The 26,535-nt window shown below is 60.4% G+C and carries 26 protein-coding genes and 1 pseudogene; 17 read left to right on the forward strand and 10 right to left on the reverse strand.

The window, feature by feature from the left end; genetic code table 11:
• The 5 genes from NW858_RS13385 to NW858_RS13405 form a co-directional block, all read left to right on the forward strand.
• On the forward strand, positions 1-656 hold a 656-nt coding region (locus NW858_RS13385), incomplete at its 5' end, for an AAA family ATPase (protein ID WP_414520684.1).
• 161 nt (positions 657-817) lie between these two features.
• A complete protein-coding gene (locus NW858_RS13390) occupies positions 818-1,453 on the forward strand; it encodes an ATP-dependent Clp protease proteolytic subunit (RefSeq protein ID WP_414334595.1) in 636 nt (211 codons plus the stop codon).
• 17 nt (positions 1,454-1,470) lie between these two features.
• On the forward strand, positions 1,471-1,758 hold the full coding sequence (locus tag NW858_RS13395; RefSeq protein ID WP_414334593.1) for a Uma2 family endonuclease: 288 nt from the start codon (positions 1,471-1,473) through the stop codon (positions 1,756-1,758).
• A 34-nt stretch (positions 1,759-1,792) separates the two neighbouring features.
• Complete coding sequence (locus tag NW858_RS13400; protein WP_414334591.1) at positions 1,793-2,404, forward strand: ATP-dependent Clp protease proteolytic subunit; 612 nt, start codon at positions 1,793-1,795, stop codon at positions 2,402-2,404.
• Between the two features lie 80 nt (positions 2,405-2,484).
• Positions 2,485-2,802 carry a hypothetical protein gene (locus tag NW858_RS13405; protein WP_414520685.1) on the forward strand — a complete coding sequence of 106 codons (318 nt, stop codon included), beginning with the start codon at positions 2,485-2,487 and terminating at the stop codon, positions 2,800-2,802.
• A gap of 15 nt (positions 2,803-2,817) precedes the next feature.
• Here NW858_RS13405 and NW858_RS13410 read toward each other — a convergent pair whose 3' ends face one another.
• Together NW858_RS13410 and NW858_RS13415 are read right to left on the reverse strand one after the other, a co-directional pair.
• Positions 2,818-3,426 carry a chromophore lyase CpcT/CpeT gene (locus tag NW858_RS13410; protein ID WP_414368365.1) on the reverse strand — a complete coding sequence of 203 codons (609 nt, stop codon included), beginning with the start codon at positions 3,424-3,426 and terminating at the stop codon, positions 2,818-2,820.
• A 127-nt stretch (positions 3,427-3,553) separates the two neighbouring features.
• Positions 3,554-4,597: a VOC family protein gene (locus tag NW858_RS13415; protein ID WP_414520686.1), complete on the reverse strand. Its 1,044-nt coding sequence runs from the start codon at positions 4,595-4,597 to the stop codon at positions 3,554-3,556.
• A gap of 397 nt (positions 4,598-4,994) precedes the next feature.
• Between NW858_RS13415 and pflB the strand changes: the two genes are divergently transcribed.
• The 10 genes from pflB to cysW all read left to right on the forward strand — a co-directional run bounded on the left by pflB (position 4,995) and on the right by cysW (position 18,925).
• Positions 4,995-7,301 (forward strand): formate C-acetyltransferase, encoded by a 2,307-nt coding sequence (pflB, locus tag NW858_RS13420; RefSeq protein WP_414520687.1) that lies wholly within the window; start codon positions 4,995-4,997, stop codon positions 7,299-7,301.
• Positions 7,302-7,382: 81 nt separating this feature from the next.
• The gene (locus NW858_RS13425; RefSeq protein ID WP_414336927.1) at positions 7,383-7,760 is read left to right on the forward strand and encodes a pentapeptide repeat-containing protein; all 378 of its coding nucleotides are present in this window, start codon (positions 7,383-7,385) and stop codon (positions 7,758-7,760) included.
• 160 nt (positions 7,761-7,920) lie between these two features.
• Positions 7,921-8,673 carry a pyruvate formate-lyase-activating protein gene (gene pflA / locus NW858_RS13430; RefSeq protein ID WP_011429382.1) on the forward strand — a complete coding sequence of 251 codons (753 nt, stop codon included), beginning with the start codon at positions 7,921-7,923 and terminating at the stop codon, positions 8,671-8,673.
• Positions 8,674-8,861: 188 nt separating this feature from the next.
• The gene (locus NW858_RS13435; RefSeq protein ID WP_414335832.1) at positions 8,862-9,272 is read left to right on the forward strand and encodes an OsmC family protein; all 411 of its coding nucleotides are present in this window, start codon (positions 8,862-8,864) and stop codon (positions 9,270-9,272) included.
• A 91-nt stretch (positions 9,273-9,363) separates the two neighbouring features.
• Positions 9,364-11,994 (forward strand): bifunctional acetaldehyde-CoA/alcohol dehydrogenase, encoded by a 2,631-nt coding sequence (adhE, locus tag NW858_RS13440; RefSeq protein ID WP_414520688.1) that lies wholly within the window; start codon positions 9,364-9,366, stop codon positions 11,992-11,994.
• A 55-nt stretch (positions 11,995-12,049) separates the two neighbouring features.
• Complete coding sequence (locus tag NW858_RS13445; RefSeq protein ID WP_414520689.1) at positions 12,050-14,794, forward strand: GNAT family N-acetyltransferase; 2,745 nt, start codon at positions 12,050-12,052, stop codon at positions 14,792-14,794.
• 156 nt (positions 14,795-14,950) lie between these two features.
• A complete protein-coding gene (locus NW858_RS13450) occupies positions 14,951-16,051 on the forward strand; it encodes a sulfate ABC transporter substrate-binding protein (RefSeq protein ID WP_414520690.1) in 1,101 nt (366 codons plus the stop codon).
• Between the two features lie 146 nt (positions 16,052-16,197).
• The gene (locus NW858_RS13455) at positions 16,198-17,277 is read left to right on the forward strand and encodes a sulfate/molybdate ABC transporter ATP-binding protein (protein WP_414349293.1); all 1,080 of its coding nucleotides are present in this window, start codon (positions 16,198-16,200) and stop codon (positions 17,275-17,277) included.
• A gap of 6 nt (positions 17,278-17,283) precedes the next feature.
• A complete protein-coding gene (gene cysT, locus NW858_RS13460) occupies positions 17,284-18,096 on the forward strand; it encodes a sulfate ABC transporter permease subunit CysT (protein ID WP_414335336.1) in 813 nt (270 codons plus the stop codon).
• A complete protein-coding gene (gene cysW / locus NW858_RS13465; RefSeq protein ID WP_414335334.1) occupies positions 18,086-18,925 on the forward strand; it encodes a sulfate ABC transporter permease subunit CysW in 840 nt (279 codons plus the stop codon). The genes cysT and cysW overlap by 11 nt, the downstream gene beginning before the upstream one ends.
• A 103-nt stretch (positions 18,926-19,028) precedes the next feature.
• On the opposite strand, the gene msrA is transcribed toward cysW, so the two are convergent.
• The 3 genes from msrA to sfsA all read right to left on the reverse strand — a co-directional run bounded on the left by msrA (position 19,029) and on the right by sfsA (position 21,323).
• Entirely contained in the window at positions 19,029-19,697 is a 669-nt protein-coding gene (gene msrA / locus NW858_RS13470) for a peptide-methionine (S)-S-oxide reductase MsrA (protein WP_414520694.1), read from the reverse strand.
• 96 nt (positions 19,698-19,793) lie between these two features.
• Positions 19,794-20,579 carry an exodeoxyribonuclease III gene (gene xth, locus NW858_RS13475; protein ID WP_414520691.1) on the reverse strand — a complete coding sequence of 262 codons (786 nt, stop codon included), beginning with the start codon at positions 20,577-20,579 and terminating at the stop codon, positions 19,794-19,796.
• A 24-nt stretch (positions 20,580-20,603) separates the two neighbouring features.
• Positions 20,604-21,323, reverse strand: a complete 720-nt coding sequence (gene sfsA, locus NW858_RS13480; protein ID WP_414335331.1) for a DNA/RNA nuclease SfsA — start codon at positions 21,321-21,323, stop codon at positions 20,604-20,606.
• A 195-nt stretch (positions 21,324-21,518) separates the two neighbouring features.
• Here sfsA and NW858_RS13485 point away from each other — a divergent pair, with 195 nt between their 5' ends.
• Positions 21,519-22,115 carry an NYN domain-containing protein gene (locus NW858_RS13485; RefSeq protein ID WP_414335330.1) on the forward strand — a complete coding sequence of 199 codons (597 nt, stop codon included), beginning with the start codon at positions 21,519-21,521 and terminating at the stop codon, positions 22,113-22,115.
• Positions 22,116-22,149: 34 nt separating this feature from the next.
• Here NW858_RS13485 and cbiE read toward each other — a convergent pair whose 3' ends face one another.
• The 3 genes from cbiE to NW858_RS13500 are packed head-to-tail and all read right to left on the reverse strand — an operon-like array spanning position 22,150 to position 24,666.
• Positions 22,150-23,397 (reverse strand): precorrin-6y C5,15-methyltransferase (decarboxylating) subunit CbiE, encoded by a 1,248-nt coding sequence (gene cbiE / locus NW858_RS13490; protein WP_414520692.1) that lies wholly within the window; start codon positions 23,395-23,397, stop codon positions 22,150-22,152.
• On the reverse strand, positions 23,398-24,003 hold the full coding sequence (locus tag NW858_RS13495) for a hypothetical protein (protein ID WP_414349296.1): 606 nt from the start codon (positions 24,001-24,003) through the stop codon (positions 23,398-23,400).
• A 33-nt stretch (positions 24,004-24,036) separates the two neighbouring features.
• A complete protein-coding gene (locus tag NW858_RS13500; RefSeq protein WP_414335343.1) occupies positions 24,037-24,666 on the reverse strand; it encodes a cobalt-precorrin-8X methylmutase in 630 nt (209 codons plus the stop codon).
• 194 nt (positions 24,667-24,860) lie between these two features.
• Here NW858_RS13500 and NW858_RS13505 point away from each other — a divergent pair, with 194 nt between their 5' ends.
• Positions 24,861-25,964: an alpha/beta fold hydrolase gene (locus NW858_RS13505; protein ID WP_414520693.1), complete on the forward strand. Its 1,104-nt coding sequence runs from the start codon at positions 24,861-24,863 to the stop codon at positions 25,962-25,964.
• Positions 25,965-26,022: 58 nt separating this feature from the next.
• On the opposite strand, the pseudogene NW858_RS13510 reads toward NW858_RS13505, so the two are convergent.
• Together NW858_RS13510 and NW858_RS13515 are read right to left on the reverse strand one after the other, a co-directional pair.
• Positions 26,023-26,304: pseudogene (locus tag NW858_RS13510) on the reverse strand (zinc ribbon domain-containing protein); the annotation flags it as partial.
• Positions 26,305-26,322: 18 nt separating this feature from the next.
• Positions 26,323-26,535 (reverse strand): transposase (locus NW858_RS13515; RefSeq protein ID WP_414336911.1); only part of this gene is annotated, 213 nt, incomplete at its 5' end.

Below are 26,535 nucleotides of genomic sequence, written 5' to 3' on the forward strand. Positions count from 1 at the left end.
CGGTGCGGCGCCGTCCCTACACGGTGGTGCTCTTCGACGAGATCGAGAAGGCCCACCCGGATGTGTTCAACCTGCTGCTGCAGATCCTGGAAGATGGCCGCCTGACCGACGCCAAGGGCCGCACGGTGGACTTCAAGAACACCCTGATCGTGATGACCTCTAACATCGGCTCGAAGGTGATCGAGAAGGGCGGCGGCAGCCTCGGCTTCGAGTTCAACACCAACGACGAAGATGCAAACTACAACCGCATCCGCAACCTGGTAAACGAAGAGCTGAAGCAGTACTTCCGGCCTGAGTTCCTCAATCGGGTGGACGAGATCATTGTCTTCCGGCAACTGACCAAGGACGAGGTGAAGCAGATTGCCGACATCCTGCTCAAGGAAGTGTTCGACCGCATGACGGAGAAGAAAATCCGCCTCACGGTCAGCGATCGCTTCAAAGACTTGGTGGTGGAGGAGGGCTACAACCCCAGCTATGGGGCGCGTCCGCTGCGCCGTGCTATTCAGCGCCTGTTGGAAGACATCTTGGCGGAAGAGATCTTGACCGGCCACGTCAAAGAGGGCTCGGAAGTCCTCATCGATGTGGACGAGGAGCGCAAGCCCAAGGTGCTGGTCACGCAGCCGGAGCGGGTTCTCTTGCCGCAGGGAGCGGAGTAAAGCTGCGGCGGGGCATCTGTGTCTCCCCTTCAGGTTCTGGTTGCTAGGAAGACAAGGGATCCGCTGCTGTTCTCGGATCCCTTGCTCTTGTCCTTCGTCTGTGTTGCTGTTCTAGGCAGTTGTCTTTAGAGTCAAGGGATTGGCCGTAGGAGAACTTTGGCATGGTGCAATCGACCTACTACTACTATGGCGGCGCTCCGGTTCGGACTCCGCCTCCCGATTTGGCCTCGCTGCTGTTGCAGGAGCGCATTGTCTACCTGGGCCTGCCCCTAGCAGAGGAGTCGAATGCCAACGTCACCAAGCTGATTGTGGAACAACTGCTGTATTTGCAGTACGAGGATCGGGAAAAGCCGATCAAGATGTACATCAACTCGACGGGCACCTACAGCTACGACACGGCAGCGTTTGCCATTTTGGATACGATGAACTACATCAAGCCGCCGGTGCATACCATCTGCATCGGCAATGCCATCGGTATGGCAGCCATGTTGTTGGCGGCGGGCGCCAAAGGGTTCCGGGCCAGCTTGCCCAATGCCACGATCGTGCTGCATCAGCCCTACGGTGGCACTCGCGGACAGGCCAGCGATATTGAAATTCGCACCCGCGAGATCTTGACCCTGCGCAACATGATGCTGGAGGAATTGTCTCGCAGCACGGGCCAGCCTCTGGAGCGCATCAAGAAGGACACGGAGCGGCTGTTTTTCATGACTCCGGAAGAGGCCAAAGCCTACGGCCTCATCGACCAGGTGTTGACCAGCTCCAAAGTCTTGCCGAAGTTGGCAACAGCCAAAAATTAAAACAGAGGGCTCCGTCGATGGTTCAAGTCCCTGCACAGCCTTTAACGGCGGAGGGGTACCTACGCCTCACGAACTGGCCTTATGAAAAACGCGATTATCAAGACAAGCGCAAAGACTGTGCTGCCGGTGGGATCCCGGAATACTGGATTGGGGATCCCGCTAAGCAGTCGGTTTCCGTGTTGCGCTGGGTTGGTGGGGAATACGAAGACGAGGTTAAAACCGGCCCTGAACGCATTGTTGCCTCGGTTTTGCCCCAGCTAGATTTGAGCGTGGAAGAAATCTTGCAAGCGCGTCGTTCTGTGTAGTGTTCCGTGCTGCATACTTTGCCAGGAGAAACTTATGCCGATTGGAGTGCCCCGCGTTCCCTACCGTCTGCCCGGTGAGCCCTACAGCCAGTGGATCAGCCTCGACGACCGCCTCTACCAAGAGCGGATCTTGTTTATTGGCGAGCCCATCGATGACAATTTGGCCAATACTATCGTGGGGGTGATGCTCTACCTCAACTCCCAGGATCCGCAAAAAGACATTGTGATGTACATCAACTCTCCGGGCGGCTCTGTGACGGCGGGCATGGCCATCTACGACACCATGAACCACATCAAGCCGGACATCGTAACCGTTTGCGTGGGCCAGGCAGCCTCGATGGCGGCCTTTTTGCTGGCTGCCGGCACCAAGGGAAAACGCTTTGCCCTGCCCCACTCCCGCATCATGCTGCACCAGCCTTCTCTAGGCACGATCCAAGGCCAGGCCAGCGATATCGAAATTCGCGCCCGCGAAACTCTGCGGGTCAAACGGCGCATGAATGAGATCTTGGCGCAAACCACCGGCCAACCGCTGGAGAAAATCGAGCGGGATGTGGAGCGAGACTTTTACCTCTCGGCCACGGAAGCCCAGGCTTATGGAATTGTCGACCGGGTGATCCAAGAGCGCTCGGAAGCCATGGCCAGCTAAGGGGGATTTTGGCTCGCCGCAAAAAGAAGACCTGGGCAAGATTCCGAATCAAGCGGAGTGAACCGGGAGATTGGCATCCAGTGAACCGAAAGCATTGGGTCAAAAGGAGCAGTGGATGGGCCGGTCTGCTGGTGTTCCTGCTGTATCCCCCCTATCCAGCTTTGGCTTTGCCCCCGGCTTTTGAGCTCCCTGAGGAGGTGCTGCGGGCTCAGCCAGATTTGCAGGCTCGCTCTCCGGTCGATAATCAGCCCCTCACCGCCGGCGAAGCTCTGCAACTCCAAGCAGCGCTGGGGGCCCGGCCCGAAACCGGATCTGTTTCTCCAGAGGTGGAGCGGCTGATCTTTTTGCTCAGGCTGCGCAAAGGGTTGCGCGACCTGTTTCCTTTTTTGTTCCCATAGCCTTTGATCTGGCCTTCACCCCCTGTTCCCCTCTCCCCAAGGGCGAGGAGGGATCCCTTTCTGGTAGCGGTAGGGGCCGGCGCGGGATCCCCAGGTTTGCTGACCGGTGGTGGCGTCAAAGCCGCGATCCCAGGTGATGAATTCCTGGGCTGTGAGGTCAAACTCGATGTGGATGTAGGTGCTGTCGCCGGGGTTGAGACGGCAGCCGCCGCCCGGCAGCATCTGGCCATGAAAGCAGTTGGGACGTTTTTCCACCAAAATGCGGCAGCCGGGCAAATGCTCCAGGTCTGCCAGAGAAAGCTGCGCCAAGCGCTGCGGATCCTGAGAGGCGCCTGCCCAAGCCGCTTGATCCCGCAACTTGTAGTTCTCGATCCGCAAGGGATCCGCCAACAACTGCAGCACTCGGCTGCGGTAAAACCGGCCCGGCGTGTGCTCGTTAAATTGCTCGGTAAAAAAGCCGATCCCCTCTGAAAACAAGCGGGGTAGGCGCACGTACCAGAGGCTGACCGGCACAAACCACACCGGTTCTGCCATGGCTTGGGCACGGTTGCTGTAGTAGCCTTCCAGCCAATCGGCCAAGGTCTGCAAGTCAGAGTTGGGAGCTGCCGCAGAAGAAGCTGTCATGGGCAGGAAAGAGGGTTGCCTGTCTTCAGGGATTTCTCGATTGTACGGCTATGCCAAGGGGGGGTGGGGGCCGAGCAGTAGGGGCCGTCTCGAGCTTGTCTGGAGAGGTCAAGATTGGCTTGGCTGGTCATAGCTGTTGTCGCTGCCGCTGTTGCCGCTCCAGGGCCTCGAACAGGGCTTGAAAATTGGCCTCTCCAAAGCCCGCGGCTCCGCCCACTCGCTGGATCACTTCGAAGAAAAAGGTGGGCCGGCCAAATAGAGGTTGGGTAAATGTTTGCAGCAGAAGGGGACGATCCTGGCCATCAGAGGCGGGCAGGGTGGCATCCAGAAGGATCTGCTGCTCCACCAGGTCTTGCCAGGAGATGGCCTGTCCAAGGGCGGAACGGAGCGCCAACCCCAACTCCCTTTCCAGGCTGGTATAGTACTGCGGCGGCACCTGCAAAAAGTCCACTCCCCCCTGCCGCAACCGCCGCAGGCTGGCAACGATATCCGGGCTGTGCAGCGCCGCGTGCTGAATGCCCGGGCCACCATGGGCATCCAAAAACTCCTGAATCTGAGAAGCGGCGCAGGTGGGTTCGTTGATGGCCCATTGGATCCCGGCTTCTGGATCCCCTACCACCACGCTTTCCAGGCCAGAGGTGTCGGTGTGGATGCTGTAACGGTACAGATGCCGCCAGCCCAGCACCTGGCCATACCAGTCGGCTGCCGCCTGCAGGGATCCCTGCTCCACGTTCAACACCACGTGATCCCAATGGGAGAACAGGCCTGCTTCCGCAGGGGTGACGTTGGAGGGGCCGGGGACGAGAGAATGCCGGATCCCGTAGGGGGTGTGGAGGCAGAGCGCCGCTGCTGCCGGGATCCATTCCACTGGGGCGCCTCGCCCCCGCAACAGCTCCGCCAAGGCCGGTAGCTCCTGCTCCCCCACCGCCAAAGCCACATCCACCACCCCCGGCGAATGCTGCTGCAAATGGCGATCCACCTCATCCCCAGCATGAGCCGGCTGAGACAGGCGCACGCGCAGGGATCCCTGCCGCAGATCCAGGGTGTTGCCGGCCTCGCTTTCCAGTCGGAAGCCCCAAACCCGACAAAAGTGTTCCCGCCAACGGGGCAGATCCCAAAGGTAGAAGTGCAGGTGATGGATCCCTTGGACAATTCGAATGGACTGGTTCATAGAAAGCGCACGGCTAACGCGAACGCCAGGTGTTCTGGTGTTTTCCCGGCAACAGGTAACCGGGGCCGCCCTAACCCAGCATAGGCTGGCCCTTTGGCGAGGGAAAAGGTCAAAACCCTTTCCAGCAAACCCTTAAGACAACATTAAAAACACGCTTAAAAATGCGCCCACAAAAACATCTTCGCAGGGCAAAGGACTAAAATTGAAGTGGGCGAGGTGTATGGCCAACATCCAAAAAAAGAAACAGCAGAGTTGCTAAAAGCTCTCCCTCAAGTCAGTCACCAGGCCCTCTCTTTTGCAAAGATTGTTGTAGCTTTTGGCAGTTGCTGGGGCGCCGCCTTGCCCTATTGTCAGCCTATTGGCGGAGTTGTCAGGCGTCATAGTTGGGAGGATTGTTATGATAGCGAGCGCGCAGCGTTCTGTAGCTTTGTCTACAGAATCGAAGGCCGAAAAAAATACAGAACGCAAAGTATCTGATCAAGCAGTTGCGAGAGATTTTCTGCCGGGACGGTGGCAGCGCTGCATCGATGTCCGAGATTTTATTCAGCGCAATTACACTCCCTACACCGGGGATGAAAGCTTTTTGGCGCCGGCCACCGAGCGCACCCAACGGCTGTGGGCCAAGGTTAAGGATTTGATGGCGCTGGAGCGGGAGCGGGGGGTTTTGGATGCCGACACCGACCTTCCTTCCAGCATCACCAGCCACCCGCCGGGCTATATCGACCGGGAGCTGGAGCAAATTGTAGGTCTGCAGACAGACAAGCCCCTGAAGCGGGCCATCCTGCCCTTTGGCGGCATCCGCCTGGTAGAGACGGCCCTCAAGGCCTACGGCTACGAGCTGGATCCAAAGGTTAAGGAGATCTTTACCAAATACCGCAAGACCCACAATGACGGGGTCTTCGACGCCTACACGGAGGAGATGCGCCGCTGCCGCCGCTCTGGCATCATCACCGGCTTGCCGGACGCCTATGGGCGGGGCCGCATCATCGGTGATTACCGGCGGGTACCTCTCTACGGGGTGGATCGGCTGATTGAAGACAAGGAGGCGCAAAAAGCCAGCCTCGACCTGGACACGATGGATGAAGAGACCATCCGCCTGCGGGAGGAGCTCTCAGAGCAGATCAAAGCCCTGCACGAGCTCAAGGAAATGGGGGCCAGCTACGGCTTTGACCTGGGCCGGCCAGCAACCAATGCCCGCGAGGCCATCCAGTGGCTGTACCTAGCCTACCTGGCAGCGGTCAAAGAGCAAAACGGTGCCGCCATGTCCCTGGGGCGGGTCTCCACGTTCCTAGACATCTACATCGAGCGGGATCTGCAGGCCGGGATCCTCACCGAAGAAGAGGCCCAGGAGCTCATTGACCACTTTGTCATGAAGCTGCGCATGGTCAGGTTTTTGCGCACGCCGGAGTACAACGAGCTTTTCAGCGGCGATCCCACCTGGGTAACTGAGTGCATTGGCGGCATGGGGCTGGATGGGCGACCTCTGGTCACCAAGACCAGCTTCCGCATGCTGCACACCCTCTACAACCTGGGGCCGGCGCCGGAGCCCAACCTAACGGTGCTCTGGTCGGAGCGGCTGCCGGAAGCCTTCAAGCGCTACTGCGCCAAGGTCTCCATGGAAACCAGCTCCATCCAGTACGAAAACGACGACCTGATGCGCCCCTACTGGGGGGATGACTACGGCATCGCCTGCTGCGTATCGGCCATGCGCATTGGCAAGCAGATGCAGTTTTTTGGGGCGCGGGTAAACCTGGCCAAGTGCCTACTCTATGCCATCAATGGCGGTCGGGATGAGATCTCCGGTGAGCAGGTGGCCCCGGCCTATGCCCCCATCACCTCTGAGGTGTTGGAGTACGACGAGGTGTGGCCGCGCCTGGTGCAGATGATGGCCTGGCTGGCCAAGACCTACGTCAACACCATGAACATCATCCACTACATGCACGACAAGTACTGCTACGAGCGCCTGGAGATGGCCCTGCACGACCGGGATATCCTGCGCACGATGGCCTTTGGCCTGGCTGGCTTATCGGTGGTGGCGGATTCCCTCTCGGCCATCCAGTACGCGCGGGTGCGGGCGATTCGGGACGAGCGCGGCTTGGTGGTGGACTACGCGGTGGAGGGCGACTTCCCCAAATACGGCAACAACGACGACCGGGTTGACCAGATTGCGGTGCAATTGGTGCAGACCTTCATGGCGGAGCTGCGCAAGCACAAAACCTACCGCAACGCTATCCCCACCCAGTCCATTCTCACCATCACCTCCAACGTGGTCTACGGCAAGAAAACCGGCAACACCCCCGATGGGCGGCGGGCTGGCGAGCCCTTTGCGCCGGGGGCCAACCCCATGCACGGCCGCGACACCAAGGGAGCGGTGGCGTCGCTGGCTTCCGTGGCCAAGCTGCCCTACGACGACGCGCTGGATGGCATCTCCAACACCTTCTCCATCGTGCCGGCGGCCCTGGGTCGCACGGCTGAGGAGCGGGTTGCCAACCTGGTGGGGCTGCTGGACGGCTACATGCGGGATGGCGGCTTTCACCTCAACGTGAATGTCCTCAACCGCGAGACCCTGCTGCAGGCCATGGAGCACCCAGAGCTCTACCCGCAGCTCACCATCCGGGTTTCCGGCTACGCAGTGAACTTCATCAAGCTTACCCGCGAGCAGCAACTGGATGTGATTAACCGCACCTTCCATCAGCACTTCTAAACGAGGGGGCGGGGGATCCCGGAAGGCTGCCCCTAGCCGGGTGAAAGCAAAGGATCCCCCCTCCCCAAGCAAGGAGGTTCAATGAACTATAGCGTTGGGGATTTGGTTAGAGACTACGCAGCGGGACGGCGAGATTTCCAGGAGATCGAGCTGCCCCAGGCCGACCTAGAAGGGATCCACCTAGCTGGTGCTGACCTGCGCTATGCCGATTTCAGCGGCGCCAACCTGGCAGGCGCCAACCTGCGGGGGTGCGATCTCAGCTTTGCCGATTGCAGCGGCGCCAACCTATCGGGAGCCGACCTGCGGGGATGTCTGCTTTTTGGCAGCAATTTCCGCGGTGCCCTCTTGGAAGGGGCTTTGCTGGATCACGCCGATTGCGATGCCTATACCCATTTCCCGGCGGGCTTTGATCCCAAAGCCCATCGCCTGCACAACCTCTCGGCGGAGGTCTCCCAGTAGGAGATCTTTCCACTGGTTTTCAACCGTTAAGAAAAACACAGTCTGGGTAAAGTCCAGATTTCATAAGGAAGAAAACCGTGATGTGCATAACATGGCCAGCAATTGGGAAGAAAACCTCAAGATTAGTTGATATTTTGCAAAAGCCATTGAGGATAGAAGTATGGATACCCCGCTCAACCCCTTGACGCCGATAACCGGCCGCATTCACTCGGTCGAGACCTGTGGCACGGTGGATGGGCCAGGGATCCGCTTTGTCATCTTCCTACAGGGCTGTCCTCTGCGCTGTCTGTACTGCCACAATCCCGACTGTCGGGATCCCAATGCCGGCCAGGTGGTGACGGTGGACTCCCTCATGGCGGAGATCCAGCGCTGCCGCAATTACTACCTCAAGGGTGGGGGAGTCACGGCCAGCGGGGGGGAACCGTTAATGCAACCCAACTTTGTGGCCGAGATTTTCCGCCGCTGCCACGAGCTGGACTTGCACACGGCGCTGGACACTTCCGGCTACGCGCCCTTGGGAGTGGCCAAGCCGGTTTTGGCCCATACGGATTTGGTGTTGCTCGATATCAAGTCCTATCTGCCGGAGCTCTATCGCAAAGTTACCGGCGTTTCGCTGCAGCCCACTCTCGATCTGGCTCGCTATTTGGATCAGATTCACAAGCCCACCTGGATTCGTTTTGTTCTCGTTCCTGGACTAACAGATCCTGAGGAAAACATCAAGGGCTTGGCTGAGTTTGTGGCCACTCTATCCAACGTGGAGCGGGTGGAGGTTTTGCCCTTTCACAAGATGGGGGAATACAAATGGCAGCAGTTGGGACTGCCCTACACCCTCAGCGATGTCCAGCCGCCCACCCCGGAACAGATCAACCACGCTTTGCAAATCTTTCGCGAGCGGGGATTGGTGGCGGTTTAATGGCTGCTAAGACTTAGCTTATTGCCGTAGCAACAGTAACAACAACAGAGCCAATCCCCATTTGCATCAGCTTGATCCCAAAGTCATCTCTAAAATTCTTAGGCTGTCCCTAAAGTAGCGCTAGGTTGAACTTATAGACTAGGAGCTGGTCAACTCTGGCAGATGGAAAAATAGAGGAGGGATCCCCAGTGGAAGTGCGCGTAACCTACCAGAATGGCGTTCAATTTCAAGCCGAAAGCCGCGGCCATCGCATCCTCAGCGATCAGCCCTTGGACAACCACGGCCAAGATCAGGGAATGACGCCGCCGGAGTGGTTTTTGGCCTCTTTGGGTGCTTGTGTTGGCTTTTATGCCGTCAAGTATCTGGAAGCGCGGCAGTTGGATCCTCGAGGGCTGGAAGTGGTTGTTACTGCAGATAAAGTTGAGCACCCCAGCCGCTTAGACAACATTTGCATTCGCGTTCAGACGGGGATCCCGCTCGACGAAAGGCAGCAAAAGGGTCTGGAAAAAGCTGTCGACGCTTGCATCATCCACAACACCCTCACCCATCCCCCAAAAATGACCACCGAGATCCAGGTTCCCGCACCTGTGGGCGCTTAGCCAGCCAGTGAGCCTATGGAGTTTTCCAGCAATTTCTAATGGTTGCCTCAACTTTTAACCCGTATGGATGTGATTTTGGAGGGATCCACCTATGCCTGTTACCAATCTCGAGGAACTGGAAGCTTTAATCCAACAGGTGAAAGCTGCCCAGGCTGAGTATGCCACCTTCACCCAGGAACAGGTGGATCGAATCTTTCACAAAGCTGCCCTGGCGGCCAACAACGAGCGGATCCCCTTGGCCAAGCTGGCCGTAGAGGAGACCGGCATGGGCATTGTGGAAGACAAGGTGATCAAAAATCACTTTGCCTCTGAATACATTTACAACAAGTACAAACACGAGAAAACCTGTGGCGTCATTGAGCGGGACGAGAGCTTTGGCTACGAGCGCATTGCCGAGCCGGTGGGGCTTTTGGCGGGCATTGTGCCGGTCACCAACCCCACTTCGACAACGGTTTTCAAAGCCCTCATCACTCTGAAAACCCGCAACGCCATCATTTTTGCGCCTCACCCCCGCGCCAAACGATGCACCATCGCTGCGGCCAAAGTGGTCAAAGAGGCGGCTGAGGCGGCAGGCGCGCCTGTGGGCTTGATTGGCTGGATTGACGAGCCCACGATTGAGCTTTCTCAGGCTTTGATGCAGCATCCGGAGGTGAAATTGATCCTGGCCACCGGCGGCCCCGGCATGGTCAAGGCGGCCTATTCCTCCGGCCACCCCTCGCTGGGCGTGGGGGCGGGCAACACGCCGGCGGTCATCGACACCAGTGCCGACATTCCCATGGCCGTCAGTTCAATCTTGCTGAGCAAAACTTTTGACAACGGCATGATCTGCGCCTCGGAACAGGCGGTGATTGTGGTGGAGGCCGTTTATGAGCAGGTGAAGGCGGAATTTTGTCATCAAGGGGCCTACTTTTTGGATCCGGAACAAACGCAAGCGGTGCGCCGCATCCTCCTCAGGGATGGCCGTCTCAATCCAGCTATTGTCGGCCAATCGGTGCAGACCATTGCCGCTCTGGCCGGGATCCAGGTACCCGAAGGCACCAAGCTGCTGATTGGGGAAGTGGACAAGGTGGGGCCCGAAGAGCCGTTTTCCTACGAAAAATTGGCCCCTGTTTTGGCCTTCTACCGTGCCAAGGATTTCCACAGCGCCGTCGATGTTGCTGTCCAACTGGTCAATTTCGGTGGGCGGGGCCACACCTCTGTCTTGTATACCGATCCGGCCAACCAGGACGATATTGCCTACTTTGAGCATGCCCTCCAAACAGCACGGGTGCTGATCAACACCCCCTCTTCCCAGGGGGCGATTGGGGATCTCTACAACTTTAGGCTGGATCCCTCGTTAACTTTGGGCTGTGGCACGTGGGGGGGCAACTCGGTCTCCGACAATGTGGGGCCGCGCCACCTGCTCAACATTAAAACCGTGGCCTACCGGCGGGAAAATATGCTCTGGTTCCGGGTGCCGCCCAAGATCTACTTCAAGCCGGGATGTCTACCGGTGGCGCTGCGGGAGTTGGCCGGCAAAAAACGGGCTTTTTTGGTGACCGATAAGCCCCTCTTCGAGCTGGGTGTGCTGCAGCCGGTTACCCAGGTTTTGGACGAGCTGCACGTGAACTGGGATGTCTACCACGATGTGGAGCCGGATCCCACCCTCAGCAACGTCAACCGCGGCCTGGAGCAGTTGCGCCAGTTTCAGCCGGATGTCATCATCGCCGTGGGTGGCGGATCCCCGATGGATGCGGCCAAGGTGATGTGGCTGATGTACGAGCAGCCCCAGGTGGAGTTTGAAGGCCTGGCAACGCGCTTTATGGACATCCGCAAGCGGGTCTACGAGCTGCCGCCGCTGGGGCAAAAAGCCCAACTGGTCTGCATCCCCACCACTTCCGGGACGGGATCCGAGGTAACGCCCTTTGCGGTGGTGACCGATGACCGGGTGGGGATCAAGTACCCCCTGGCCGACTACGCCCTCACCCCCAGCATGGCCATTGTCGATCCGGATCTCACCCTGAAGATGCCCAAGAAGCTGACGGCTTACGGCGGCATCGATGCCCTCACCCACGCCTTGGAAGCCTATGTCTCGGTGATGGCCAGCGAGTTTACCGACGGGCTGGCGCTGCAGGCAATTAAGCTGCTGATGACCTACCTGCCGCGGGCCTACGAGAAGGGAGCTGAGGATCCAGAAGCACGGGAAAAAGTCCACTACGCCGCCACCCTTGCCGGCATGGCCTTTGCCAACGCCTTTTTGGGGGTGTGCCACTCCTTGGCCCACAAGCTGGGATCCACCTTCCACCTGCCCCACGGCCTGGCCAATGCCCTGATGATTACCCACGTCATCCGCTACAACGCCACCGACGCCCCCTTCAAGCAGGCCATCTTTCCCCAATACCGCTATCCCAACGCCAAGCACCGCTATGCCGAAATTGCCGACTACCTGCAGTTGGGCGGAGCCAATGATGATGAAAAGGTCATGCGCCTTATCGAGGCCATCGAGGAGCTGAAGCGGAAGCTGGGGATCCCGGCCAGCATTCGCGAGGCCCTCAGCGAGAGCGAGCAGGCCTTTTACGACCGTCTGGAAGCGATGGCGGAGCAGGCTTTTGATGACCAATGCACCGGCGCCAACCCCCGCTACCCCCTCATTCAGGATATGAAGGAGCTGTACGTCTTGGCCTATCGGGGCTGCCGGGTGGAGGCTGCCCTCTACCACCAGCCGGAGCCGGCTCTGGTTTAAGGTCGGCCTTCCTCCCCGCCAAAACGTACTTCTCCCTTCCCTCCTTGCAACGGCTATGGCTACGCTGCACCGCCCCGATCCCAGCCTGGACATCTGGAAGGCCAGATCCCACCCCTTAGATCCCATTTTTCTGCCTCGCTCGGTGGCGGTGGTGGGGGCAACAGAGCGCGAGGGCAGTGTGGGGCGCACGGTGCTCTGGAACCTCATCAGCCACCCCTTTGGCGGCACGGTCTACCCGGTCAACCCCAAGCGGCACCAGGTGTTGGGCATCCGGGCCTACGAGCGGCTCTCTGCTCTGCCGGAGCCGGTGGATCTGGCCATCATCGCCATCCCGGCAGCCGGGGTGCCGGCGGTTATTCAAGAATGCGTCGAGGCCGGCGTCAAGGGGGCCATTGTCCTCTCGGCAGGCTTTAAGGAAATTGGCCCGGAGGGGCTGGAGCTGGAAAAGGCCATCCAAGAGGCTGCCCGCGGCAAGCTGCGCCTCATTGGTCCCAACTGCCTGGGGATCCAAAATCCCCACACTGGCCTCAATGCCACCTTTGCTGCCCAGATGGCCCGACCCGGCAACGTGGGGTTTATCAGCCAAAGCGGGGCGCTCTGCACCTCGATCCTGGACTGGAGCCTGCGGGAAAATGTCGGCTTTAGCGCCTTCATCTCCCTGGGATCCATGCTGGATGTGGGCTGGGGGGATCTCATCGACTATCTGGGCGAGGATCCCCATACCCACAGCATTGTCCTCTACATGGAGTCGATTGGGGACGCGCGGTCGTTTGTGTCGGCGGCCCGCGAGGTGGCGCTGAGCAAGCCCATTATTGTCATCAAGGCGGGGCGTACCCAGGCGGCGGCCCAGGCGGCAGCTTCCCACACGGGATCCCTCACCGGCAGCGACGCGGTTTTGGATGCAGCCTTCCGCCGCTGCGGTGTGCTGCGGGTGGATCACATCGAAGACCTCTTCGACATGGCGGAGGTGCTGGCCAAACAGCCCCGCCCGCAGGGCCCCCACCTCAGCATCCTCACCAATGCCGGCGGACCGGGGGTGCTGGCCACCGACACCCTCATCCGCGCTGGGGGATCCCTGGCCCAGCTCTCTCCCCAAACCCTGGAGCAGCTTAACTCCATCCTGCCGCCCCACTGGAGCCACGGCAATCCCATTGATATTTTGGGCGATGCCGGGCCGGAGCGCTTTGCCCAGGCGCTGGAGATCGTGCTGCGGGATCCTGCCAGCCAGGGCTGTTTGGTGATCCTCACCCCCCAGGCAATGACGGATCCCACTGCCACTGCTGCCAAGGTGGTGGAGACCTGGCGGCGCAGCGGCTCCCGGCAGCCCATCCTGGCCAGTTGGATGGGGGGAGACCTGGTGGATGCCGGCGAGCAGATCCTTAACCAAGCGGGGATCCCCACCTACCGCTATCCGGATCAGGCGGCACGGGTGTTCAGCTATCTGTGGCGCTTTAGCGACAACCTCAAGGCCCTCTACGAAACTCCCACTCTGCTCCCTGCAACAGCGGTCGAGGGCGAGAGGGTGCAACCCATCCTCGGCCAAGCCCGGCAGCAAGGTCGCCGGCTCTTAACCGAGGTCGAGTCCAAGGAGATCCTGGCCGCCTACGGGATCCCGGTGGTGCCCACGCGGGTGGTCAAGAGCCCAGAAGCGGCGGTAGAGGCCGCCGCAGAAATGGGCTACCCGGTGGTGCTGAAGCTCTACTCCCACACCCTCACCCACAAGAGCGACGTGGGCGGTGTGCAGCTCAACCTGCCCGATGCCGAAGCGGTGCGGCGGGCCTTCGCCCAGATTCGCCGCAACGTCAGTGAGAAAGCAGGGCCAGAGCACTTCCAAGGGGTGACGGTGCAGCCGATGATCCGCACCGACGGCTACGAGCTGATCCTGGGCAGCAGCGAGGATCCCCAGTTTGGGCCGGTGTTGCTGTTTGGCAGCGGCGGCCAGTTGGTGGAGGTGTTCCAGGATCGCGCCATTGGCCTTCCCCCCCTCAACACCACCTTGGCGCGCCGCCTGATGGAGAATACCCTCATCTACAAGGCCCTCAAGGGGGTGCGGGGACGCCGAGCCGTCAATCTGGAAGCGCTGGAACAGCTCTTGGTGCGCTTCAGCCAACTGGTGGCCGAACAGCGGCAGATCCAAGAGATCGACATCAACCCCCTGCTGGCCTCGGGCGAGCAACTGCTGGCTTTAGATGCCCGCGTCATTTTGCGCTCGGAGCAAGAACCACCCGTACCGTTGGCCATCCGCCCCTACCCCAGCCAGTACAGTTGGCCCTTCCGCGAGGGCATCACCATCCGCCCCATCCGTCCCGAAGACGAGCTGCTGGTGATCCAGTTTCACCGCCACGTCTCCGACTACAGCATCTACCTGCGCTACTTCCACCCCATCAAATACAGCGCCCGCATCGCCCACGAGCGCTTGGTTCGCATCTGCTTTAACGACTACGACCGCGAGATCGCCCTGGTGGCGGAAAAACAGGAGCCAGAAGCTACAATCCTCGGCATCAGCCGCCTCTCCAAAAAACACGGCCTTCCCGAAGAAGCCGAGTTTGCCCTGTTGGTGGCGGATCCCTACCAAAGACAGGGGATCGGCACGGAGCTGCTGACCCGCCTGATTCAGGTGGCCCGCTGCGAAGGGATCCGGCGCCTCACCGGCGAGGTGCTCAGCGAAAACGAGGGCATGCGCCGCCTCTGCAGGCGCTTGGGGTTCCAGTTGCTCCCCTCTTCAGAGGATCCCGGCCTCCTCAGGGCCACGCTGGATCTTGCTGCCGATGCGGCGCTCCCCACCCCCTGCCCTGCCTAGGGATCCCTGGCCCTAAAAACGGTTTGCCGACCGGCTTACCGTAGAATGTGAAGAGCGGCAGCCAGCCTCACGGGTTGCAAAGCCCTTCAGCTCCCCTCTCCCTTTGGGAGAGGGGCTGGGGGTGAGGGCAATTTCCCTTTGGGAGAGGGGCCGGGGGTGAGGGACACAGAAGTGGAGAAGTTTTTGGGGATAGGGGTGAACATGGAAGGGACAGCAGGGAACCCATTGGGGATCCCCTCACCCGTCGCGGTGGTCTGGTTTGGGAGAGTGGGGCGGTGGCTGGCGGTGGGATCCCTGCTCCTGGGACTTCTGCTGGGGCTGGGCGGCTGTGGCGTGGGATCCCAAGGGGAAGTGAGGATTCTCCTAGCTTCTTTTGCGGTGACCCGCGATGCCTACCGGCAGATCATCCCTGCCTTTGAGGCCCACTGGCTGGCCCAGACCGGCCAACGGGTGCGCGTAGAAAGCAGCTACGCCGGCTCGGCCACACAAGCGCGGGCGGTCATTGACGGGCTGGATGCCGATGTGGTGGCTCTGGCCCTGGGCCTGGATGTGGAGCGCATTGTGGCTGCCGGTCTCGTTCGACCGGACTGGGAAAGCCGCACGCCCAACCAAGGGATCGTTACCCGCTCGGTGGTGGTGATCGTCACGCGGCAGGGCAACCCCCACGCTATCCACTCTTGGCTGGACCTGGCCCGGCCTGGCTTGCAGGTGGTTACCGCCAACCCCAAAACCTCAGGGGGCGCCCGCTGGAACTTTTTGGCCCTCTGGAGTGCTGTCCCTGAACCTCAGGCCCTGGCCTTCACCACCCAGGTCTACAAAAATGTCCGCGTCCTGCCGCGGGACTCGCGGGAAGCCACCGATGTCTTTTTCCAAAAAGGGCAGGGGGATGCCCTGCTCACCTACGAACAGGAGGTGATCCTGGCCGGCCTGCGCGGCCAGCCCTTGCCCTACGTGGTGCCGGATCCCAACATTTCCATCGACAACCCCGTAGCCGTGGTGGATGCCACGGTGGAGCGAAAAGGAACCCGCGCCGTGGCCGAAGCCTTTGTGAACTACCTGTTTACTCCAGAAGCGCAGCGGGCCTTTGCCGAGGTGGGTTTCCGTCCGGTGGAGCCGACGGTGGCGCAAGAGTTTGCCCAGCGGTACCCTCCCATTGAGAAGCTGGTGACCGTTGCCGACCTGGGCGGCTGGGAAGCAATCCAAAACCGCTTCTTTGCCGATGGGGCTGTGTTTGACCGCATCCAAGCTGGGTTGTAGGGAGCCTCCCTTGTTTTGCATCCCCATTCAAGGTATCCTGGGAGCAGTATCAACGGTTTGTTGACAGGTTTACCGTAGATTAGAGGCTCCCTACCTCCTCAGGGATAGGCAGCGCCATCCGGCCAACCCTTAGCTAGGCAGAACCTATGGGCATCACCATTGCAGGGGTATCGAAGCGTTTTGGGCAGTTTCAGGCTCTCCACCCTACGGATCTCACCATTCCCACGGGATCCCTGGTTGCCCTGTTGGGGCCGTCGGGTTCCGGCAAATCTACCCTCTTGCGCCTGATTGCCGGCCTAGAAAAGCCGGACACGGGGCGGATTTTCCTCACCGGGCGGGATGCCACCCATGCCAGCGTCCAGGAGCGCAACGTCGGCTTTGTCTTCCAGCACTACGCCCTGTTCAAGCACATGACGGTGCGGCAGAACATTGCCTTTGGCCTGGAGATCCGCAAAGCTTCGCGGGCTGAGATCCGGGCACGGGTGGATGAGCTGCTGGAGCTGGTGCAACTGTCAGGGTTTGGGGATCGCTACCCCTCACAGCTTTCGGGGGGACAGCGGCAGCGGGTGGCTCTGGCCCGCGCCTTGGCAGTGGAGCCACAGGTGTTGCTCCTGGATGAGCCCTTTGGGGCGCTGGATGCCAGAGTGCGCAAGGAGCTGCGCCAGTGGCTGCGGCGCCTGCACGACGAGGTACACGTCACCACCGTCTTGGTCACCCACGACCAAGAGGAAGCCATGGAGGTAGCCGACCAGATCGTGGTCATGAACCAGGGGCGGATCGAACAGGTGGGATCCCCTGCCGAGATCTACGATCACCCGGCCACCCCCTTTGTCATGAGCTTCATCGGCCCGGTCAACGAGCTCTCTCCCCGCTCCCTGTTATCTTGCCAGCTTCCCGAGGCCCAGGCGGGCCCGCACCAGCTCTTCTTGCGCCCCCACGATGTGCAGATCGAGGTCAACCCCAATAGCAGCGGCGTCTCGGCTTGGGTCAAAGAGATCATCCACCTGGGGCGGGAGATCCAGGCGGAGCTGATTCTCAGCGATGGCGGATCCCTGTGGGCCCACCTCAGCCGCGAGCAATATGCCAGCCAGCCGCTGCAGGTGGGGCAGCAGGTCTATGTCCGCCCCAAGGTGGTCAAGGCCTTTCCCCTCAAAAAAAACGATAAGAAAACTGCCATGACCCCGCTGGCAATGGCGGGACGGAGTCCGATGTCGCTGGGAGCTTGAGGAAAGTTGCAGCAAGCCGGGTTTCAACTGTCTTGGCCGTGGCGGCTGAGCTTGGGCTATCTCTTCCTGATGTTGGCCTTGCCGCTGGCGGCCTTGATCGCCAAGTCCAGCAGCGTCGGCTGGGCGGAGTTCTGGCGGATCGCGACGGATCCGGTGGCCCTCTCCGCCTATGAGGTTACTTTTGTAACCGCGCTGCTGGCGGCTTTGGTTAACGGCGTAATGGGCACCCTGACGGCTTGGGTGTTGGTGCGCTACGCCTTCCCCGGCAAAAAGCTCCTCGAGGGGTTGATCGATCTGCCCTTTGCCCTGCCCACGGCTGTGGCCGGCCTCACCCTGGCAACCGTTTACAGCAGCAACGGCTGGATTGGATCCCTTTTGGCCCCCTTGGGGATCCGCATTGCCTTTACCCGGCTGGGGGTGGGGGTGGCGATGCTGTTTATCTCTTTTCCCTTTGTGGTGCGGACGGTACAGCCGGTGCTGCAGGAGCTGGAACGAGATGTGGAAGAGGCGGCCTGGAGCTTGGGCGCCTCCCGCTGGCAGACCTTCTGGCGGGTGGTGCTGCCCCAGATTTTGCCCGCCGTGTTGACCGGCGTGGCCCTAGGGTTTTCCCGTGCTGTGGGTGAATATGGCTCCATTGTTATCATCGCCTCTAGCATCCCCTTCCGGGATCTCATCGCGGCAGTGCTGGTGATCCAGCGGCTGGAACAGTACGACTATGCCGGGGCAACGGTGATCGGGACGGCGATGCTGGGGATCTCGTTCTTGTCGCTGGTGGTGATTAACCTTCTGCAAGCCTGGGGAAGTCGCCATGAAACCTGACGGGATAGCGGGTGTCCAACCGGAGCCATCGACAAACCCTTGGCTGTCGGGCCTGTTGATCGGCATTGTCGGGCTCTACATCGCCCTGCTGCTTGGGATCCCGGTGGTGAACATCTTTTATCAGGCGTTTCGAGAAGGGATCCCAGCTTTTCTCCAGCACCTGACCGAGCGGGAGCTGCTCAGCGCCCTCCGATTGACGGTGCTGACGGCGCTGGTTGTTGTTCCCCTCAATACTTTTTTTGGCCTCTGCGCCGCCTTGGCCTTGGCTCGCCGCCGTTTTCCGGGGCGGGCTTTGCTGCTCAGCTTGATCGATCTGCCCTTTTCCATTTCCCCGGTGGTGGCCGGCCTGATGCTGGTGCTCCTCTTTGGCCGTCAGGGTTGGCTGGGATCCTGGAACCTGCGGGTCATCTTTGCCTTTCCGGGCATTGTGCTGGCCACGGCTTTCATCACGCTCCCTTTTGTGGTGCGGGAAGTATTGCCGGTGTTGGAAGAGGCCGGCAGCGAGGAAGAAGAAGCCGCCAAAACCCTGGGGGCCAATTCCTGGCAGATCTTCTGGCGCATCACCCTACCCAACATCCGCTGGGGACTCCTGTACGGGGTCATCCTGACCAATGCCCGCGCCATGGGGGAGTTCGGCGCTGTCGCGGTGGTCTCTGGCAACATCATTGGCCGCACCCAGACCCTTCCCTTATTTGTGGAAGATGCCTACCGCAGCTATGCCACGGGCTCGGCCTATGCGGCGGCAGTGGTGCTCTCCTTGCTGGCGGTGGTAACCCTGGTGGCCAAGGAGCTGCTGGAGCGGGGATCCCCTTCCCGCCGCATCTTCTAGACATCTTTTGGGATCCTTGCAATCAACGCTCTAACCCCCCTCTCCCTGAGGGAGAGGGGCCGGGGGTGAGGGCAGCCATGACCGCCATCGGCCAGGGTGTGGCTTAGACAGACTCGGTGAGGATCTCGGGCAGACAAACCTGGGTGCCCCCCAGGCCGCAGTAGCCGCGTGGGTTTTTGGCCAGGTACTGCTGGTGGTAGTCTTCGGCGTAGTAGAACTCTGGGGCGTCCAGGATCTCAGTGGTGATTTGGCCGTAGCCGTGGGCGCCCAGAGCCTGCTGGTAGAGATCGCGGGTTTTTTCCGCCAGCTCCCGTTGTGCCGGGGAATAGACGTAGATGCCGGAGCGATACTGGGTGCCCACATCATTGCCCTGGCGCATCCCTTGGGTGGGATCGTGGTTTTCCCAAAACACCTTCAAAAGCTGCAGGTAGCTAATCTGGCTGGGATCGTAAACCACCCGCACCACCTCGTTGTGGCCAGTCAAACCGGTGCAAACCTCCTCATAGGTGGGGTTGGGGGTATACCCGCCAGCGTAGCCCACGGCAGTGGTGAACACTCCGGGCAACTGCCAAAACTTGCGCTCCGCTCCCCAAAAGCAGCCCATGCCGAACAGGGCCAGCTCCATGCCCTCGGGAAAAGGGGGCTTTAGGGGCGTGCCCTTGACGTAGTGCCGGTTAACGATTGCCATTGGCTCAGAGCGGCCCGGCAAAGCCTCTTCCGGCGTGGGCAAGGTCAGCTTCTTGCTCAGTTTGCCAAAACCAAAGAGCGCCATGGCGGTAGCCCGATACATTCGTTAACATCTACCAGCCTAGCGTAGATAGCCGCTCTTGTCTCGAGAAAAGATTGGCAAGGGAGCGGCCTGGGGATTTCAGACCGCCAGCTCCACAATCACAGGGGCATGGTCGCTGGGCTTTTGTAGCCGCCGCGGCTCGACGTCGATCCAGCAGGCAGTGGCCTTGTCCTGGAGCGGGGGAGAAAGGTAGAGGTGGTCGATGCGCCAGCCGCGATTCTTCTGAAACCCTCCGGCCCGGTAGTCCCACCAGCTAAAATGTCCGGGATCCGGGTTAAACTTGCGAAAGGCATCCTCAAACCCCAAAGCCAGGATCTCCCGCAGGGCCTGCCGTTCTGGCTCCGAGGCCATGATTTCTCCGGCCTTTTGGGGATCGTAGATATCGCGGTCTTCCAGGGCAATGTTAAAGTCCCCACAGAGCAAGATGGGATCCCCTTGGCTGAGGGCAACGGCCAGGTAGTCCTTCAGCGTGGCCAGCCAGCGCAACTTGTAGGCGTACTTGTCGGATCCCACCGCCTCGCCGTTGGGCACGTAGAGGTTGAGAATGCGGATCCCGTGGTAGAGGGCACCGATCAGCCGCTTTTGCTCGTCCAGGTCTGCAGCCGCCGACAGCAGCGCGCCAAACCCCCGCTCCACCTTCTCCGGCACCTCCCGGCTAATTACGGCCACGCCGTTGTAGGACTTTTGCCCGTACACCTCCACATGAAAGCCTCGCTCCTCAAAGGGGGCGCGGGGAAAGTCCTCATCCACCACCTTGGTCTCCTGCAAGCAGAGCACATCCAGGGATCCCTGCTTGTCTAGCCAAGCCAAAACTTGCGGCAACCGGGTGCGAATGGAGTTGACATTCCAGGTGGCCACTTGCATAGCAGCAGGTTCCCAAGACAACGCTCAGGCCACCATTTTGGCCAAACCCAGGGGATGGATCCCCTGGGGCGAGACCGCGATCCGGTAGGGCAACACCTCGACCCCCGCCTGCAGCGCCTGGCGAAACAGATGGGCATAGCGGGGATCCCGTTCTGCGCCAGGGGCGAACTCGGTGCAATCGGCACGGTTGATCCAGTACAGCAGCAGAGCCCGCTGCCCTTGCCGGCGGATCTCAATCAAATCTTCCAGGTGTTTTTGCCCGCGAGTCGTCACCGTATCCGGGAAGAGGGCGCGGGATCCCACGGCCCAGGTGGTATTTTTAACCTCTAGGTAGGCCAAGCCAGAGTCTCCTATCAGCAGGAAGTCGATTTTGCTCCTGCCGCAGGTCACTTCCCGTTGCCAACGAGAAAACCCCGCCAACTGGGGAAACCACCCTTGTTCCAGCCCCCATTCCACCAGGCGATTGGGCAGGCCGGTGTTGATCCCCACCCACACCCCTTCCACCTGGATCATCTCCCAGGTGTAGGCCAATTTGCGCTTGGGATCGGGGTGATGGGAGAGGTACACAGGTGCCCCTACCTGGCAAACCCCCGTCATCGGCCCGGTGTTGGGGCAGTGAGCGGTTACCTGTTGCCCATTTTCCAGCTCCACCTCGGCAAAGAAGCGCTTGTAGCGGCTGCGCAACACCCCTCTGTGCAGGGAGGTCGGGAAACGATAGGGCAGCGCCCCCTGTTGGCCTGTCATTCGCAAGAGCTCTCCGATAAGTATTTTTTCTTTAGGATTTTGGAAGTCTTCCAGGGGTGGGGTGTTTCCTGCGCTAGGGTAAATGACGTATCTCCCCGGCCAGGGCCTTTTTTTGCCGATGCCTTGTTCATATATCCTTTAATACCTTACCTTTTTCTATCCCTTTGCCAAAACCACTTGGAGAAGAAAAGCCGAATGTTGCGTCTTGACCCCGATCCCGGCTTTCAGCCTTCGGATCCGTTGCAGGACAACCGTGGTCGTGTGGCCATCTTCATCGACGGATCCAATCTGTTCTATGCCGCTCTGCAACTGGGCATTGAGATCGACTACACCCGCCTGCTGAAGACGCTGACCGGCCGTTCTCCCCTTCTGCGCTCCTTTTTCTACACCGGCGTCGATCGCAACAACGAAAAGCAGCAGGGGTTTTTGCTCTGGATGCGTCGCAACGGCTACCGCGTGGTTACCAAAGAGCTGACCCAACTGCCCGATGGATCCAAGCGGGCCAACCTAGATGTGGAAATTGCTGTGGACATGTTGTCGCTGGTGCGTTGGTACGAGACGGCAGTGCTGGTGAGCGGCGATGGGGATTTGGCCTACGCGGTCAATGCCGTCAGCTACCAAGGGGCACGGGTGGAGGTGGTCAGCTTGCGTTCCATGACCAGCGACCAACTGATCAACTTGGCAGATCGCTACATCGACCTAGAATCCCTCAAAGACCAAATTAAGAAGACCAATCGCCCCTCCTATCTGTACCGACCCGGGTTCACCACCGACGAGGAGGATGAGGGGTAATTTTTCTCTCACCCCCCACCCCAAAGGAGGGGGTTCAGCGAGATTGCAAAGTTGAAGGGATCCCCTGCAGCAGGTAAACGGGGTTAAGGGGGGCGAAGCGGGTGCCTTCTGCCAGGGCTGTGGAGCGGGAGATCTGGATGTGTTCTAGCCGCACCTGCCAGCCCTGCGAGCGCAGCGATTGCAGGGTTTCGCTGCAGGTTTCCAGAGTGGCAAAGTTGGCCACCAAGATCCCCTCAGGCTGCAGGCGGGCCGCCACCACCGGCAGCAGATCGCGGATCCCTTTGCCGCCTCCCCCCAGCAACACCCGATCCGGATCCGGCAAGTCGGCCAGCACCTGGGGCGCTGCCCCGGGGATCACGTGCAGGTTCTCCAGGCCGAAGCGTTGGCGGTTGCGCCGGATGAGACAAATACCCATGGCGTTGCGCTCAACGGCATAGACCTGGAGCTGGGGGGAGAGGCGGGCGATCTCTACAGCCACGGAGCCGGTGCCGGCCCCGACATCCCACACCACTCCCTGCCGCGGCAATTGCAAGGCCCCCAGGGTGAGCAGGCGGATGGGTTGCTTGGTGATCAGGCCGGGCTGGTCGGGAAAGGTGTGGAACTGGTCGTCGGGGATCCCGACTAGGGGCCAGCGGCGGGGATCCGGTTCCGGGTCAACGCGGCGCAACACCACCAGATTGGGGCTGGGGAAAGCGGAGTTCTCACCTTCCTGCAGAGGCAGGATCTGCTCGTGGGGGGATCCCAGTTGGCTGCATACCCAGCCCTGGTAGCGCACCGGCAACTGCAGGTCGGCGATGAACTGGGCCAAGCTGGCTGGCGTGTGCTCTGGGTCGGTAAGCACCACAATCACAGGGGATCCCTGTTTGAGAGCGGGTTCCAACGGCTCCATTCCCCGCCCGTGCAGACTGAGAATGGTGGCCTCCTGCCAGGGGATCTGCAGGCGGTTGAGGGCCAACTGCACCGAGCTGACTTGGGGGTAAAAAGCCAGTTGCTCCGCCGGGAAATACTGGGTCAGCAGGCGCCCAATCCCAAAAAACAGGGGATCCCCGCTGGCCAATAAAACCAGCGATCCCTGTGCCAGCTCCTTTTGCAAAAGCGGGATCCAACTTTCCACCGATCCAGTAAGCCGGATCTGGCGAGCCGGATGGTCGGCAAAGTGCTGCAGCAGGCTGGGGGGCCCGGCCAGGGTTTGCGCTTGGGAGAGGGGGGGGATCGCCCAAGAGGCCACCGAGCCATCTCCAGCTACCCCTACGACCGCAAGCTGAGGCAACCGGCTCGCCATCTAGCGTTCGACAGGCGGGTGGTACTGGCGCATGTGGTTGAGAAAATCCAGGCGCAACTCCGCCACTTCCCGCTGCATCTCCCGCATTTCCCGAATAAAGCCCAGATGAGCCTCGATCAGGCGGCCATCCCGCTCCCGAAATTGCTCCATCATCATGGCTTGCGCTTCCCTCAGCTCGGCAAACCCGGCCTGCATATCGCGGCGAGACTCCTGGATGGCCCTCTCCAGCTCATCTCCCCGCTCTTCGTTCTGGCGAATCCGCTCCTGGTTGTGCTGAATTAACGCCCGGATCTCCTGGATTTCGGTCTGGAGCTGGGCTTCGATGGCCTGCCGCTCGGCTCGCATTGCAGCCATCTGGGCCTCAAAGCGCTCGGCGGCCCGCTGCTGTTCGGCCCGGATCTCGGCGATCTCGGCGGAGAAACGCTCAGCGGCCCGCTGCTGCTCGGCTCGGATCTCGGCGATCTGAGCTGCAAAGGCCTGTCGCATTTCCGTCATCTGGGCCTCAAAGCGCTCGGCAGCCCGCTGCTGTTCGGCCCGCAGCTCTTGAAGCTGTTCTTGTTGGAGCTGAAGGTTGCGGATCAGCCACTCCTCTTGTTCGGGGGTCATGGGAAAGGCCTGAAGATATCGTTCCAATTCTAGTCAGTTGGGGATGGGATCCCGGCGGGCGGCCAGCAGCAGAGCATTGACAATGGCAGCGGCCACCGGGGATCCGCCTTTGCGGCCCTCCACCCGAATCTGGGGGACATCCGTTTGCGCCAACGCCTGTTTGGCCTCCTCCACGGCCACAAAGCCCACCGGCACCCCGATCACCAGGCTGGGCCGGATCCGCTCTGCCCGAATCTCTTCCACCAGCGCCAGCAGCGCCGTGGGCGCATTGCCGACAACAAAGATGGCTTCCGGGTAGCGGCGGGCCACCTGGATCATCCCCTGGGCAGTGCGGGTTTGCCCTGCCGCGGGGGGGTCTTCCACCCAGTCCAAAGCGCAATAGAGCGGGATCCCCTGCGCCTCAAGGCCAGCTTGGATCCCGGCAGCCACCATCCTCACATCCACCACCACGGGCCTTTGCTGCCGCAGGGCCGCCAGCCCCACCTCGACCGCCGTGGGGCTAAACACAAAGCGATCCCGCAGCTCAAAATCGGCAGTGGCGTGGATGGCGCGGCGCACGATCTCATAGGGGATCCCTTGCCAGGGGTGGGGGCCGATCTCTTGGTCGATCTGGCGAAAGCTGGCCGCCGTAATGGGGTCTATCCAAGCTGTCTCATCCATCATCTCAGCCATCGTGGGATCCACAGGCGGAGCCATGGTCAGGCCGGGGGGTTTTCTACGTCCTGCTGACGCGGGCGGTCTTGTTCGGGGAAAGTCGCGCAGAACGTCCAGAAAAGCTGTGCTCAAAAGGGTTACCTGAGAGAGACGCCCCTTTAGTTCCACTCTAGACGCCCCGAAGCAGCCGCTAAGATCGGTCTATGCTGGTGGAGATGGGCCTGTTGTTGTCACACGCTCCTCCCTTGCCTGAACCCAACTTTTCTCCCTCTGCTGCTGTCGGCGGGGCAAGCTCCCCTCCCCTCGCGCCGCCCCCCTCTTCGGTCGGCAACAGGGATCCCCTTGCCGTGCTCCCTCGCTATGGCCATTCCCAAACCTGGCTCTGGCGTGGCTGGTCTATCCATTTCACCTACACCCCCAGTCGCGCCCAAACCTCCAAGGGCCAGGTGAACTTGACGGCGGCTCCGGCCATCTTGATCCATGGCTTGGGAGCCTCGGTGGGCCATTGGCGCCATAACATTGTTCCCTTGGGATCCCAGCGCCCCGTCTATGCCCTTGACTTGCTGGGATTTGGGAAAAGCGCCAAGCCGGAGATCGCCTACAGCGTTGACCTGTGGGTAGAGCAGGTGTACGAGTTTTGGCGAACTCACATCCAGCAGCCCAGCCTCTTGGTAGGCCATTCCATTGGGGGCCTGGTGGGGGTCATTGCTGCTGCCCGCTATCCCCAGATGGTGAAGGGTTTGTGCTTGATCAGTTGTGCCGATGGGCCTCACCCGGAAGAATTGCCCTCTCCTTGGGATGCCCTGGTTCAAGCCCTTTGCGAAGGGATCCTGGCTGTTTTGGGCTGCCCGCTCACCTATCCCCATTTGTTTAACTGGCTGCGACAAACCGAGGTGCTGCGGGCTTGGATCAAAAACGTCTACAAGCGAGACGAGCAGGTGGACGACGAGCTGGTGCAGATCTTCCAGAGGCCAGCCTTTGAGCCGGGGGCAGCCCACGTGTTTTTGGATAGCCTGAGGGCCATCCTTTGCCGCCGCTTCGACAGCCCCAAGCGCCTGCTGCCCACCCTCAAAATGCCGATTTTGCTCCTCTGGGGCCAAGAAGATCCGGCGGTGCCCAGCTTTTTGGCAGACCAATTCAAGCGCTGGCAGCCGGCTCTTACCTTGGTGAAGCTGCCAGGGGTGGGTCACTGCGCTCACGACGAGCTGCCCCACTGGGTCAACGCCCTCATTGGTGAGTGGGCGGCCAGCTTGGAGACTTGCCCCGACTTGTCCACCCACCTTCGCAGGGATCCCGCGGCTGACTAGTCCAGCCAGTTGCCCTGCCAAGGTTCAGCAGTGCCCTCCCTGCTATCGATAAACTACCTCACCGCATAGGCGGGTGGGGTTTTAGCGCTACGCGCCGCTGACGCGAACAGTAGCCCTGCAGTTGGCAAGCCAACCACGGACCTCCAGGCTGGTTTATGGCAGCCACCAAAAGTGCAATGACGTTGGCACCGTTCAAATCTGCATCCCCTTCCCAGCCACAGGCCGGGTTCACACAACGAAAACGCTTCCCTTCCCGCTGGCCAATCCACAAACACCGGTGACAAGTCTGCGAGCTGTAGGCAGGCAGCACCACCACCTTTACCCCTGCTCTTGCTGCCTTGCACAGCCTGTTAAAGAATCAAGGGGTACAGTAGCAACACTTAGCAAACCAACTTCGGAAGCAGGATGGATTAATCAGTAGTAAAGAAGTCTGCACTATCTGCTCCAGGCTATACTTCCCAACTCTGGAAAACTGCCGAATAAAATGCTTCAAAACCGACCACATCATCTCAATAGGATTCAATTCCGGCGCATACACAGGCAGGTATAGAATTCGCGCTCCTGTCCCCCT

Source organism: Synechococcus sp. H55.10 (assembly GCF_047502715.1).
GTDB lineage: Bacteria > Cyanobacteriota > Cyanobacteriia > Thermostichales > Thermostichaceae > Thermostichus.

Coding starts and splice junctions, on each gene's coding strand:
- NW858_RS13390 (WP_414334595.1), top strand. CDS start 818: ATGGTGCAATCGACCTACTACTACTATGGCGGCGCTCCGGTTCGGACT.
- NW858_RS13395 (WP_414334593.1), top strand. CDS start 1,471: ATGGTTCAAGTCCCTGCACAGCCTTTAACGGCGGAGGGGTACCTACGC.
- NW858_RS13400 (WP_414334591.1), top strand. CDS start 1,793: ATGCCGATTGGAGTGCCCCGCGTTCCCTACCGTCTGCCCGGTGAGCCC.
- NW858_RS13410 (WP_414368365.1), bottom strand. CDS start 3,426: ATGACAGCTTCTTCTGCGGCAGCTCCCAACTCTGACTTGCAGACCTTG.
- NW858_RS13415 (WP_414520686.1), bottom strand. CDS start 4,597: ATGAACCAGTCCATTCGAATTGTCCAAGGGATCCATCACCTGCACTTC.
- pflB (WP_414520687.1), top strand. CDS start 4,995: ATGATAGCGAGCGCGCAGCGTTCTGTAGCTTTGTCTACAGAATCGAAG.
- NW858_RS13425 (WP_414336927.1), top strand. CDS start 7,383: ATGAACTATAGCGTTGGGGATTTGGTTAGAGACTACGCAGCGGGACGG.
- pflA (WP_011429382.1), top strand. CDS start 7,921: ATGGATACCCCGCTCAACCCCTTGACGCCGATAACCGGCCGCATTCAC.
- adhE (WP_414520688.1), top strand. CDS start 9,364: ATGCCTGTTACCAATCTCGAGGAACTGGAAGCTTTAATCCAACAGGTG.
- NW858_RS13445 (WP_414520689.1), top strand. CDS start 12,050: ATGGCTACGCTGCACCGCCCCGATCCCAGCCTGGACATCTGGAAGGCC.
- NW858_RS13455 (WP_414349293.1), top strand. CDS start 16,198: ATGGGCATCACCATTGCAGGGGTATCGAAGCGTTTTGGGCAGTTTCAG.
- cysW (WP_414335334.1), top strand. CDS start 18,086: ATGAAACCTGACGGGATAGCGGGTGTCCAACCGGAGCCATCGACAAAC.
- msrA (WP_414520694.1), bottom strand. CDS start 19,697: ATGGCGCTCTTTGGTTTTGGCAAACTGAGCAAGAAGCTGACCTTGCCC.
- xth (WP_414520691.1), bottom strand. CDS start 20,579: ATGCAAGTGGCCACCTGGAATGTCAACTCCATTCGCACCCGGTTGCCG.
- sfsA (WP_414335331.1), bottom strand. CDS start 21,323: ATGACAGGCCAACAGGGGGCGCTGCCCTATCGTTTCCCGACCTCCCTG.
- NW858_RS13485 (WP_414335330.1), top strand. CDS start 21,519: ATGTTGCGTCTTGACCCCGATCCCGGCTTTCAGCCTTCGGATCCGTTG.
- cbiE (WP_414520692.1), bottom strand. CDS start 23,397: ATGGCGAGCCGGTTGCCTCAGCTTGCGGTCGTAGGGGTAGCTGGAGAT.
- NW858_RS13495 (WP_414349296.1), bottom strand. CDS start 24,003: ATGACCCCCGAACAAGAGGAGTGGCTGATCCGCAACCTTCAGCTCCAA.
- NW858_RS13500 (WP_414335343.1), bottom strand. CDS start 24,666: ATGATGGATGAGACAGCTTGGATAGACCCCATTACGGCGGCCAGCTTT.
- NW858_RS13505 (WP_414520693.1), top strand. CDS start 24,861: ATGCTGGTGGAGATGGGCCTGTTGTTGTCACACGCTCCTCCCTTGCCT.